This is a genomic window from Microcoleus sp. FACHB-1515 (assembly GCF_014696105.1).
Taxonomy (GTDB): domain Bacteria; phylum Cyanobacteriota; class Cyanobacteriia; order Elainellales; family Elainellaceae; genus JAAUTJ01.
Genome location: NZ_JACJPO010000020.1, coordinates 281,748 through 293,799, shown reverse-complemented (window position 1 = coordinate 293,799; position 12,052 = coordinate 281,748). Strand labels below are relative to the sequence as shown.

Sequence of the window (12,052 nt, the reverse complement as noted above, 5' to 3'; positions counted from 1 at the left end):
ACCGAGGGAATCGTAGAATTAGCCGCGCTTGAAGAGTTTGGTGGCGCGATCGCGCAATCCAGCGATCGCAGACTGTACGGGCGGTTCCGGCTTGACGGCAAGCTGGATCGGTTCATCTTTGAACTCTTTGAGCCGATAGCCGTATTCAAGCTGATTTTGGTTTTTCCGCAGGACAGGATAGAGGCGGAATGCGCCTTGCAGCAGTTGCTCTTGGCTGTCGAAGATGGCGCGGTTGATCAGGCTCGATCGCTTCACGGCAAGCGCTCCGACCGGATACCACGCTTTTTTGCCTTGAATGCGAATGTAAATCTCAAAATCAGGAATACCGTCGGATTTCATCTTGTCGTACTGCTTGACGGCTGCGTCGCGTTCAGTCGTCCGCTTTGAAACTTTGGGCGCAGGCGGGGTTTTTCCGAATCCGAGGCTCTTGGTCATTGCGATTTATGAAAATTCTGTTAATGAAAGTTTACCTTAATTTCTATCCAGATTGAAGTGAATGGTTAGGGCCGTGCCTCTGCGAAAAATCCACGCTGAAGACTAATTCCAGGACAGGCAGAGGCCGTGAAATCAATTTCCGGGTGTTAATGCGTCAGTCCTGTAATTCGTTTGGTGCGAAATCAAAAAAATCCCCGATCGCACCAGGCAAGCGGGGACAAGAATAATTTCAACTCGATCGCTAACCCACTGTCGTCGGTGTTTGCTCCGGTGCTTTCACCTGCGCCAGCAGATCGTGCAAGATTTCGCCTTCGATCACTTCAGTTTCCAGCAGCTTTTGCGAGATCGATTCGAGCAAATCGCGATTCTGCGTCAGAATGTCCAGCGCGTGCTGGTGAGCATCTTCAACGATCGCCTTAACTTCTTGATCGATCGCTTCTGCCGTTTGAGCGCTAACCATCCGGCGCGGATTCATTGGTTCAGCACCGAGGAACGACTGCTGACCTTGCTGATAGGCCAAGGGGCCAAGCACTTTGCTCATCCCGTAAGTTGTCACCATCCGTTCGGCCAAGTCAGTTGCTCGCTGAAGGTCGTTGGAGGCTCCAGTGGTGATGCTGTTGAAGATGATTTCTTCAGCCGATCGACCACCCAGCATGGTTGCAATCTGACCGCGCAGTTCCGATTCGCTCATTAAGAAGCGATCTTCGGTCGGCAGTTGCAGGGTGTAGCCCAATGCTGCCATGCCGCGAGGGACGATCGAAATCTTCTCGACGCGACCGCTTCCCGGCATCAGTGCGCCGACGAGAGCGTGACCGACTTCGTGATAGGCCACGATTTTCTTTTCTTTTTCATTAAGGACGCGGCTTTTCTTTTCCAGTCCGGCCACGACGCGCTCGATCGCTTCGGCAAAGTCGGCTTGCGACACAGCTTCCCGGTTGTTGCGAGCGGCCAGCAGTGCAGCTTCGTTCACCAAGTTGGCAAGATCGGCTCCGGCAAATCCGGGTGTGCGCGTGGCGATTTGCCGCAGATCCACGTCTGAACCTAATTTGACTTGACGCGAGTGGATGTTGAGGATGGCTTCGCGACCGCTCAAGTCGGGGCGATCGACCAGCACCTGTCGATCAAATCGACCCGGACGCAGCAAAGCGGGGTCAAGCGTTTCGGGGCGGTTGGTTGCAGCAAGGACGATCACGGTTTGATCGCCTGCTGAGAAGCCGTCCATTTCGGTCAGCAGTTGGTTCAAGGTTTGTTCGCGCTCGTCGTTACCGCCATAGAAGCCGCCGCTGTTGCGCGACTTACCGATCGCATCCAGCTCGTCGATGAACACGATGCAGGGCGCTTGCTTTTTGGCCTGCTCGAATAGATCGCGGACGCGAGACGAACCAACACCAACAAACAGTTCAACAAACTCGGAACCGGAAATGCTGAAGAAGGGAACGCCTGCTTCGCCTGCAACGGCCTTGGCGAGAAGGGTTTTACCCGTTCCTGGCGGCCCAACGAGCAGAACGCCTTTGGGAATGCGAGCGCCAATTTGCGTAAAGCGCTTCGGATTTTTGAGGAAGTCTACGATCTCGACGAGTTCGGTCTTGGCTTCTTCGACACCTGCGACATCGGCAAATGTGATTTTGTCAGCTTCGCCTTCAACGTACACTTTGGCACGGCTCTTGCCGATCGACAGCGCACCTTGCGGACCACCCCCGCTGCGGTTGATGAAGAACTGCCAGATCGCCACAAAAATCAGCGGCGGAATTACCCAACTGAGGATATTGCCCACCCAGCCGTTGCGGGCAGGGGGAGCAGCGGCGAATTCAACGCCTTTGGCTTCCAGCAGTTTGGGAAGTTCCAGATCAAAAATCGGCGTGGTGGACAGAATTTGACCAGACTGTCCATCTTCTGGAGGAATCTGGTCGCCAAGCTGATAGCGAATTTCATTTTGACCAACTGAAACTCTGGAAACTTGGCCTTCTTCAACCTGATGGATGAACAGGCTGTAGGGCACTTGTGGCGTGCGCGGAGCAAACAGGCTGGGAAATAGCAGGTTTACAACTAAAAATAGACTTGACAACAGAATTAAAACGTTGCCAATTTGCCGCGATCGAGGCGGCTGGGGCTTGTCTTTAATAGGCATGGCAATGACGCTCCTTGAAAAAGCCTGGACGATCGACCGTCGATCGCAACCAGCAGCGCAGACGTACTAATCTTCGTACGCTCTTCGCTTCTTTAAGTTTAATTAACTTTATGTTTCTCAGACTTCTTCCAAGGGCGAGATAGCCGCACCTGTATCGCGCTTGACAGCAAGCGCGGCTTGAGAGTGCTAGGTCGTCTCCATCCAGTCGAAAATGCGATCGAGTTGTTCGGTTGTGATCAGGCCGTACTGCCACAAAATCATCGGCAGCAGGTTCGACCCCGGTTCATTATGTCGCAGGGCAAGGGCGATCGCCGAAGCGGGAACCGCCAGTTCTTCTTTTAGAAATTTAATTAAACCTGTCTGTTTTGCCGCGTCCATTGCGTTGAGGATGAGAAATGAATACAGTTTGTTAAGTTTTCGCAATATTTTCTCAGAAATATTACGGCCAATTATAAAGGAAACCTTTCTCCTGTGATCGGTGAATTTCGTGAATTTTGTATTCAATTTTGCAAAAAGTTGGCGAAGGAGCGGAATTGCAGTCAAGATCAGCGCAGCAATTGCTAAAAATCAGCGAAGGTTGCACTCGTTCCGGTCTCTCAGATTTCCACAAACTGTACTTTAATCTGGCGATCGACTTTATCTGTCTTAGGGACGATGCTGATCCCCGCCGCAGGTGAGATCACGTTGAGATCTGCAAAAATGTCACTTCCCACACTAGCCGCGCCTGTGCAAACGCCTGAAGCGATCGCCTCGTGGTTTCAAGAACTTGCAGCAATTTTGGCCGTCCAAGCTGCCAATAGCGCTGCTGGAGATAGTCAATCAGCCAAAGCTGCGTTTCCAGGTCAAGCTGTGCCACCTGTCGGGCTAATTCTAGCGCTTGTCGAGGCGATCGGGGCGGCTGCAACAATTCTTTTTGTAGTTCGGCTGGAATCCGTTCAAGCTGTTGGTGCGCCTCGATCGCACTGCTGACGCTGCCCTGCGCCAACGTCATCACATCTGAGAGCTGGAAGAGTTCGGTTTGCCCGTTGCGCTGCAAGATTTGGGCGATCGCGGCTTGGCTGAGCCGAATAAACGGAATCACCTGACAGCGCGAAACCAAAGTCGGCAGCAGCGACTCGACGCTGGGCGCAATCAAAATCATCGTTGCGCGTCCGGGTTCTTCCAGCGTTTTCAACAACCCATTTGCGGCTGGTTCGGCCATCGTTTCGGCCTGCTCGATCACGACGATCGATCGCTTCGCCTCCAGCGGCGGACGACTCAAAAACACAGTAATTTCGCGAATCTGCTCTAGCCGAATTTGGGGTGCGGCTTTGCGCTTCACGTTCATCTCAGTTGCTTCTGCTGCTGAAATTCGCTTGCCCTGATGCAGATAGGTTGGCTCAACCCAAAGCAAATCCGGGTGGTTACCTTGATTGACGCGATCGATCGCAGGCGATCCGCCCAGCAATTCCGTCGCAAAACAGCGAGCCGTCAAACCGCGACCCACTCCCGGAACGCCCGCAAACAAATAAGCCGGAGCAATTCGATCGCGGGCGATCGCCTGGCTGAGCAGCGTCACCGCCTGCGTCTGACCGATTACCGAAGCGAAAGCTGGGGATACCATTGCTGCATCTGCTGCGTAAAAACGGTTTGAATGGCTTGCGCTACTTCGTCAGGCGATCGACTTGCATCAATGGAAATGGTGCGATCGCTTGCTTGCGCCAGTTCTGTGAAGCCGCGCTGTACTCGTTGATGAAAAGCAAGGCCAGCCTGTTCGATTCGATCAATCACTTTACCATTCCGCTCAGCAGCACGAGCTAAACCAACTGAAACATCGAGATCAAGCCAGAAGGTGAGGTCGCTGGTGAGTTTGTCTGTGGCGATCGCATTCAGTTGATCGATGAGTGCTAAATCCAAGCCGCGCCCATAACCTTGATAGGCCAGCGTGGAATCGGTGAAGCGATCGCACAAAATTAGCGCACCATTGGCAAGCTGCGGCTGAAGCTGATGGGCAACATGTTGAGCGCGATCGGCAGCATAGAGCAGGAGTTCAGCGCGATCGCTCCAGCTTTCTGCTTCCGTTGGAGTCAAGAGTAAGCGGCGAATTTGCTGGGCGAGCGGTGTGCCGCCAGGTTCGCGCGTGACAATGAGTTCGCAGACGCAGCCGGACTGCTGCAACTGATTGAAAAGGCCGCTGGTGCGGAGCCACGTTTCGAGGCGGGAGATCTGCGTGGTTTTGCCGCAGCCCTCAACGCCCTCAAACACAATCAGTTTGCCTCGCATGGTGAAATTGGTGCGATCGACATCGCTCAGCTTAGCTTGATTTGGGTCGATCGCGAAAAACCCATCTAGCCGATCGAGAACTGACGAACAGTCGCTTGATCGTTGACAATTTGCGGCGTATGGCCGTTCAGCGGAATTAAACCCAATCCTTTTAGATCGGCTTCCACCATCATCGTCACCAGTTGCTCAAAGGGGACAGAAGGTTCCCAGCCAAGTTTCTGCTTGGCCTTGGTCGGGTCGCCAATTAGCAAATCGACTTCAGAGGGACGCAAATAGCGCGGGTCAAACTCAACGAAATCATGCCAGTCGAGATTGACATGGCGAAACGCAATTTCCAAAAACTCCTTGACTGCATGAGTTTCACCCGTTGCCACCACGTAATCATCCGGTTGATCTTGCTGAAGCATCAGCCACATGGCGCGGACGTAATCTTTGGCATAGCCCCAGTCGCGCTTCGCGTCCAAGTTGCCCATGTAAAGTTTCTTTTGCTGTCCGGCTACGATGCGAGCAACGGCGCGAGAGATTTTGCGCGTCACAAAAGTTTCACCGCGACGCGGAGATTCGTGGTTGAACAAAATGCCATTGCAGGCGAACAAACTGTAGGATTCGCGATAGTTGACGGTTTGCCAATGCGCGTAGACTTTCGCGCAGGCGTAGGGCGATCGCGGATAAAACGGCGTGGTTTCAGTTTGCGGCACTTGCTGAACTTTGCCATACATCTCTGACGATCCGGCTTGATAAAAGCGCACTTCGATTCCGGTTCGCTGCTGATAGTCGCGAATCGCTTCAAGCAGGCGCAACGTTCCCATGCCAACGCAGTCAACGGTGTATTCCGGCGAGTCGAAGCTGACGCGCACGTGCGACTGAGCACCAAGATTATAGATTTCAATCGGCTTCACGTCTTCAAGGATGCGGCGGAGCGTTGTGCCGTCGGTCAAATCGCCATAGTGCAAAAACAGGCGCGTCTGCTCGTCATGTGGATCGGTGTAGATGTGGTCGATGCGATCGGTATTAAAGGTGGAAGTGCGGCGAATGATGCCGTGCACCTCATAGCCTTTTGCCAACAAAAGCTCACTCAAATACGAGCCATCTTGACCTGTGATTCCTGTAATGAGTGCACGCTTGCGTTCTGTCATTCTCAATCATTCCCTCGTGTGCTTTGTTGGCTTGTCGTCAATTTGCGCCTGTTCCATTCTTGCGGTATCGCTGCTCAAAACGACAAGCCGATTCATCTAAAAGCTTACTGGCAGCGATCGCCCTGCCGACTGCAACGGCAGCAAACCTGTCGCTATTTGCACCGAAGCTTGGCGGACTTGACTGGCTCGATCGCCGCTGCAATTATTCGGTCTTTGGCATCGAAATTGATAAAAATCTCAACAAACAAATTTCAATGGTTCAAGCGAAACTCCAGAGAAATATCTAGAGCGAATTAACTGCCTATCTCTACAGGTCGAGTCAGAATCTATCTGCGGAGAGTCTGAACTGCGAAGGCAAGCCTGATAAATTTGGCTCACAAATGAATTGATATAGGAGCAAATCAATGGCACCCGAAATGGATGATCAAAGCCAATCGTTTGATGCTCAGCAAATGGTTGAAGAGATTCAAGAAGGCGAGCAGAAAGCTCCTTCTGTTGATCTCGATGCTGATTATGAAGCTGCAAAAGCGTTTAGCGTGAGTGAAATTGATGCCACTGAAGAGGGTGCAAAAGCGGCTGAAGCTGCAACCTCCAGTCATCTTGAAGTGCCGCAACCGCAAAGTGAACCGATCGAAGCTGCGGAAACTGGCGACCCAAGCGACTATGTAGAAATGGCAAAGGATGTCAATCCGAATCTGTAATTGTTGAGATAAACTTTTCACTGAATTATTCAAGAGGATCAGCATGATCCTCTTTTTGTTTGTCTAGCTGATTGTTGTATATCTCAATAAAAGGTTCTCCAACGTTTTCATCCGCCAATGGTAGCGATCGCGCTTTGCCCCGAAGGTAGAGTTATTCTGCCGTAATATTTTCTAACTTTTGTAAAAGAGCTTGAAAAGGTTTGCTTTTCTGCTTTGTTCACTCAATAGCAATCGAAGTTTCATAGAATCTCATGACATTTACAACAGACGACATCACCAAACAAGCGCTCGATCGCTTCCAGCAGTTTGATGCAGACACGCAGCTTGCCCTCTTGTGGTATGGCTATCTCGACATCAAAGATGAGCTTTCCCCCGGAACTCAAACAGCGGAAGAGCCAGCTCGTGCAGTTTATGATCAAATCAGAAATCTCTCGGCTGAAGAACAGCTACAGGCTCAGCGCGATATCGTCAATCGTGCTGATTCGCAATACAGCAAAGCCTATACTGCTTTGAGTTCCAGCGGCAAGCTGTATCTGTGGTTGCTGCTGGCGCAAGGCATGGAAGAAGGCTCGGTGATTCAAGTTCCTGAAAGCTATGAATTGCCGCAGGAAACCAACGAATTTGTCGAAATGATCAAAGGGTTGGACTTTGAGCAGCGGCTTAACTTCTCGCGCAGTGCCGTTGTGGAAATGGGTGCGAAGTAATCTCCTTTGTTGTGGCTGAATGGTTTGATTTGATGAAGCTGATTTGCGATCGCAGGTCAGCTTCTTTCTTTTTGCAACAGTCGCAAGGCAATCAATCCACTCGCCCAAAAAATCGCTGCATAAAATAGACTGTTGATTCCTAATGCGGAAAGATTGACGCTAGCCACATCGCCCTCATCAATTTTTCCCCAGCTTTGAGTTGGCGATTCGCCCACATTGTCGTCAAGGACAGGCAGCGGAAATCCACCTTGCTGTTTGCCAAACTGCGGGCAATCGGGATAGGGAATCGTACAGTTTGGCGGATTGACATAGAGAAATGCCGAAGCCACAGCCGCAATTAAGCCGATCGGCAAGCAAACGAAAAACAATTTCATCGAACTCGATCGCCATTCATTTCTTAATTTTTGACTTGAAAATCGTTGGTTTGTTTCGATCAGCTTCAACCGCAATTGATATCCTAGAAATCTGTTTCACTTCATTTTCTGCGTGACGCCATCGGCTCGACAACAAGCATTTCTCGCTCTGCGATCGATTACCTATCAAGACGCATTTGCCGATATTGCGCTCGATCGCGTTTTGCGGTCGGCGCAAATGGAACGGCTCGATCGCAGCCTAACGACCGAACTGGTTTATGGCTGCACGCGCCGTCGCCGCACGCTCGACGCCCTAATCGACCAGTTTGCAACAAAATCGGCAGCCCAGCAGCCACCGGATCTGCGAATTATTTTGCACTTGGGGCTTTATCAGCTTCGCTATCTCACTCAGATTCCGCCCAGTGCAGCGGTGACAACAACGGTTGATTTGGCAAAGCAAAATCGGCTGGGAGCGCTATCTGGATTTGTGAATGGCGTGCTGCGGCAGTATTTGCGGCAGGCGGCAGAAGCCGATCCGCTGCGACTGCCGAATGAGCCGATCGATCGCCTTGCGATTCAGTACAGCTATCCCGACTGGCTCACGCAACTGTGGATCAATCAGTTTGGGCTAGAGGTGGCTGAAACGCTGTGTGACTGGTTTAATCAGCCGCCGTCGATCGATTTGCGCGTTAATCCGCTTGCCACATCGATCGATCGGCTGGAAGCAGAATTTGCTGCGGCCAAAGTGCGAACCGTGCGTCTGCCCTATCTTCCGCAGGCGTTGCGCTTACAGGCTCGCACGGGCGCGATCGATGCCCTGCCCGGATTTGCACAAGGCTGGTGGACAGTGCAAGATGCGAGCGCTCAGCTTGTCGGACATCTGCTCAATCCACAGCCCGGAGAAGTTGTGATCGATGCATGTGCGGCTCCGGGCGGCAAAACAACGCATTTAGCGGAACTGATGCAGGATCAAGGCAAGATTTGGGCGATCGATCGCGCCGCCTCGCGCCTGAAAAAAGTCCAGCAAAATGCCGATCGCCTGAAGTTGCGATCGATCGAAACGCTGACCGCAGACAGTCGCGATCTGCCACAGTTTCACAAAACTGCCGATCGCGTTTTGCTGGATGCGCCCTGTTCCGGTCTGGGAACGCTGCACCGTCACGCCGATGCCCGCTGGCGGCAAACGCCCGACTCGATCGCCCAACTGGTGCAACTGCAAACGGAACTGCTCGCCCAAGCTGCCACCTGGGTAAAACCTGGCGGAGTTTTGGTGTATGCCACCTGCACGCTAAATCAGCAGGAAAATGAAGCGATCGTGCAGCAGTTTCTCGCCGATCATCCTGACTGGCAAATTCAGCCACCAGATTCAGAATGGGCTGAATTTGCAACCTCTGAAGGCTGGCTAAAGATTCGCCCGGATCAGCAGCAGATGGACGGCTTTTTTATGACAAAACTGCAATTGCGTGAAGAGTGACGGTAAAGCCCTGCTCGATCGATAAGCAGGGCTGAAGATGAAACGAATGGGTGACTATTCGAGCGGCTTGCCGATTCCCGGTGTTTCTTCCTTTTGCACTTCGGGCACAATATCGGGACGCTCCTTGTTTTCCCAACCGGGGGGACGCTTGGAGTTGTACCAGGCGATCGAGCCGATGCTCACCGCAGCAATGAAGCCGACCACATAAACCAGCGTGAACGAAACGGGAAAATGCGACTCTGCGGCCACCCCAACATCCATAAGCAGCATCATCTCGAAATTGCTCCTTGCACGAAAAAACTTACTCTAAACTATAGGGTTAGTTTGCCCCTGCACATCCATCCTTTTAGAGATCTCGTCGTTTTAACTACAGCCGCTAGGGTGGAGGCGGCTCGCCGGGTGCAGGTTCGCTGGCGGCAGGCGGTGCTGCTGGAATTGGCTTCGGCGCAGCTTCAACAGGTGCTGGGGCAGCAGGTTCGGGTGCAGGAGCAGACCGCTGAACTGGAGCAGCCTGACGACGCTGCGATCGACGGGCGGGTGCAGGTGCTTCTTCGGCAACCGGGGCAGCCTGACGACGACGACGACGCGGTTCTACCGGAGCTGATTCTTCGATGCGTGATGCGCTGCTGCGACGGCGCGATCGCGCTGGTGTGCTTGCTTCTTCGTCTTCGCTGTTGCGCGTCGGGGCAGTGTCGGCTCGCATCCGACGCGGTTTGATTGGTTCTGCCTCGATCGAGCCTTCGCGTCCTCGCAGGCGCGGCAGTTCCGGGAATGGCTCAACCTCCATGCCGTCCACAATGTCGCCCATGTAGTTGCGCCAAACGCGAGCCGCTGTGCTGCTTGCCCCATAGGTGGGGCGGTTGTTGTCGTTGCCCAACCACACACCCGTTACTAATTGCGGCACATAGCCGATGAACCACAGGTCGCGCCGATTTTCAGACGTTCCGGTTTTGCCTGCAACAGGACGATCGATCGCGGCATTTCCGCCCGTCCCACTCGACACGACGCCGCGCAGCATCCAGGTCATGATGGCGGCAGTATCCGCATCAACGGCTCGCTGTGCTTCCGGCTGGGCGCGATAAATTTCGTTGCCAAATCGATCGAACACGCGCCGAATGGCATGAGGCTGAACGTAATTGCCTTGATTTGCCAGCGTGCCATACGAGCTGGTGAGTTCCAGCAGATTCACTTCCGAGGATCCCAGCGCGAGCGAATAGGCCGGAACTAAATTCGACTGAATGCCCATGCGCTTCGACATAGCAATCACCGGATCGAAACCCACCTCGATCAGCGCCTTGACCGCAATGATGTTGACGGATTTGATCAGCGCTTCGCGCATCGACATCGAGCCGCTGTAGGTACGGCTGTAGTTTTGTGGTTCATAGCCGTCCACGACGAGCTTCGCATCCATGTACGGCTTATAGGGCGAAAAGCCTGCCGCGATCGCTGTCGTATACACCAACGTCTTGAACGTTGATCCCGGCTGGCGCTGTGCCTGCGTTGCGCGGTTGAACTGACTTTCGTTGAAGTCATTTCCACCAACGATCGATTTGATTTCGCCTGAGCGAGGATCGATCGACACCAACGCCGCTTCACCAAAATTTTGACCAGGGCCATAGCGCTCGATCGCGTTCTGAATCGTTTCTTGCCCGTGTGTTTGCTGGGCGACGTTCATCGTCGTTTCCACCGTCAGACCACCGATTTCAAGCTGCTCAGCCGGAATCAGCTTGGGCAACTGCTGCTGCACATAGGAGGTGAAGTAGGGATAGGGGCTGTAGAGGTTGCGCGGCTGACTCGGCTTGAGCACAAGGGGCGTGGCGATCGCTGCATCCGCTTCGGCCTGGGTGATGTAGCCTGCTTCGACCATTCGTCCCAAGACGAGATCGCGACGGCGATGGGCGAGTTCTTCATTCACCAGTGGCGAATAAGCACTCGGTGCAGGCGGCAATCCGGCGATCATTGCCATTTCCGGCAGCGTTAGCTGGTTGACCGATTTGCTGAAATAGATCCAGGCAGCATCGGCCACGCCGTAAGCACTCGACCCCAAATACACCAAATTGAGGTAGCGCTCTAGAATTTGCTCTTTGCTAATCTCGCGCTCGATTTTGCGAGCGAGCATGGCTTCACGCAGTTTGCGCTCGATACTGCGCTCTTGGTCGAGAAAAACGATGCGAGCAAGCTGCTGGGTAATGGTGCTGCCGCCTTCGACCACTTCGCCTTCAGTGACGTTGCGTAAAGTGGCGCGGGCGATCGCCTGAAAATCCACGCCGCTGTGCTGGTAGAAATCTGCGTCTTCTGAGGCCACAAATGCTTCAACAAGCTGCGTTGGCATTTGGCTCAAAGTCATGCGCTGGCGTGTCGCAGGGCCAAGCTGCTGCAAAACGGTTCCATCCGACGCCTTCATTGTCAGCGTGCCGTTACGCACATAGTTCAAAATCAGCTTTGTTTCTGGCAGGCCACGTCCGATCGACTGCATCGTTTGCGCGATCGCGATTGCACTGCCGCCTGCTGTTGCTCCGATGCCGAGGAGTGCCCAAATCCACCAGCGCTGATAGAGCGGAGGGGGAGTGCGACGACGCGATCGCCGCCTTCGTGTCGGTTCACCTTCGGTTTCGGGCGGAGGCGTATCTGTCTGATTGGGATCGCCCAGTCGGGTAGACATGGCTTTGAGCCGAGAGATGAAGTCTGTCACTGCAATTCCTCACACTGCCGCTGGGGATCGCTCGCCAAGGCGATTCGATCGTATGGTTGGTTCATCGAAAGCTGCATCAAAAATCGGGCGATCCCCAATTGTGACGTTCCTTGAACTCCAATCAAGGGTAGGGGAATCACCCGTTGATGTCAACTCAAGTCGAGAGC

The 12,052-nt window shown here is 53.3% G+C and carries 13 protein-coding genes; 4 read left to right on the top strand and 9 right to left on the bottom strand.

Going from position 1 to position 12,052, the window contains the following annotated elements; translation table 11 throughout:
- Window positions 1–18 precede the first annotated feature (18 nt).
- From H6F67_RS07035 to gmd, 6 genes are all read right to left on the bottom strand, one after another.
- Window positions 19–435, bottom strand: a complete 417-nt coding sequence (locus tag H6F67_RS07035) for an HHL1-like protein (protein WP_190764677.1) — start codon at window positions 433–435, stop codon at window positions 19–21.
- Window positions 436–676: 241 nt separating this feature from the next.
- Window positions 677–2,563, bottom strand: a complete 1,887-nt coding sequence (ftsH4, locus tag H6F67_RS07030; RefSeq protein WP_199304268.1) for an ATP-dependent zinc metalloprotease FtsH4 — start codon at window positions 2,561–2,563, stop codon at window positions 677–679.
- 186 nt (window positions 2,564–2,749) lie between these two features.
- On the bottom strand, window positions 2,750–2,941 hold the full coding sequence (locus tag H6F67_RS07025) for a DUF2949 domain-containing protein (protein ID WP_190764675.1): 192 nt from the start codon (window positions 2,939–2,941) through the stop codon (window positions 2,750–2,752).
- A gap of 301 nt (window positions 2,942–3,242) precedes the next feature.
- A complete protein-coding gene (locus H6F67_RS07020; RefSeq protein WP_190764674.1) occupies window positions 3,243–4,166 on the bottom strand; it encodes a DNA polymerase III subunit delta' in 924 nt (307 codons plus the stop codon).
- A complete protein-coding gene (tmk, locus tag H6F67_RS07015; RefSeq protein ID WP_190764673.1) occupies window positions 4,139–4,825 on the bottom strand; it encodes a dTMP kinase in 687 nt (228 codons plus the stop codon). The genes H6F67_RS07020 and tmk overlap by 28 nt, the downstream gene beginning before the upstream one ends.
- A gap of 65 nt (window positions 4,826–4,890) precedes the next feature.
- A complete protein-coding gene (gene gmd / locus H6F67_RS07010; protein WP_190764672.1) occupies window positions 4,891–5,961 on the bottom strand; it encodes a GDP-mannose 4,6-dehydratase in 1,071 nt (356 codons plus the stop codon).
- Window positions 5,962–5,987: 26 nt separating this feature from the next.
- Between gmd and H6F67_RS07005 the strand changes: the two genes are divergently transcribed.
- From H6F67_RS07005 to H6F67_RS06995, 3 genes are all read left to right on the top strand, one after another.
- The gene (locus H6F67_RS07005) at window positions 5,988–6,248 is read left to right on the top strand and encodes a hypothetical protein (protein WP_206753893.1); all 261 of its coding nucleotides are present in this window, start codon (window positions 5,988–5,990) and stop codon (window positions 6,246–6,248) included.
- A 117-nt stretch (window positions 6,249–6,365) separates the two neighbouring features.
- The gene (locus tag H6F67_RS07000) at window positions 6,366–6,662 is read left to right on the top strand and encodes a hypothetical protein (protein ID WP_190764669.1); all 297 of its coding nucleotides are present in this window, start codon (window positions 6,366–6,368) and stop codon (window positions 6,660–6,662) included.
- A 251-nt stretch (window positions 6,663–6,913) separates the two neighbouring features.
- Window positions 6,914–7,366: an orange carotenoid protein N-terminal domain-containing protein gene (locus H6F67_RS06995; RefSeq protein WP_190764668.1), complete on the top strand. Its 453-nt coding sequence runs from the start codon at window positions 6,914–6,916 to the stop codon at window positions 7,364–7,366.
- A gap of 56 nt (window positions 7,367–7,422) precedes the next feature.
- Here H6F67_RS06995 and H6F67_RS06990 read toward each other — a convergent pair whose 3' ends face one another.
- Entirely contained in the window at window positions 7,423–7,740 is a 318-nt protein-coding gene (locus tag H6F67_RS06990) for a hypothetical protein (RefSeq protein ID WP_190764666.1), read from the bottom strand.
- Window positions 7,741–7,852: 112 nt separating this feature from the next.
- On the opposite strand from H6F67_RS06990, the gene H6F67_RS06985 reads away from it, so the two are divergent.
- On the top strand, window positions 7,853–9,193 hold the full coding sequence (locus H6F67_RS06985; protein WP_190764663.1) for a 16S rRNA (cytosine(967)-C(5))-methyltransferase: 1,341 nt from the start codon (window positions 7,853–7,855) through the stop codon (window positions 9,191–9,193).
- 54 nt (window positions 9,194–9,247) lie between these two features.
- On the opposite strand, the gene psb35 is transcribed toward H6F67_RS06985, so the two are convergent.
- Both psb35 and H6F67_RS06975 read right to left on the bottom strand, forming a co-directional pair.
- Entirely contained in the window at window positions 9,248–9,466 is a 219-nt protein-coding gene (psb35, locus tag H6F67_RS06980) for a photosystem II assembly protein Psb35 (protein ID WP_190764661.1), read from the bottom strand.
- A gap of 103 nt (window positions 9,467–9,569) precedes the next feature.
- Complete coding sequence (locus H6F67_RS06975; RefSeq protein WP_313926776.1) at window positions 9,570–11,885, bottom strand: penicillin-binding protein 1A; 2,316 nt, start codon at window positions 11,883–11,885, stop codon at window positions 9,570–9,572.
- Between the last annotated feature and the right edge of the window lie 167 nt (window positions 11,886–12,052).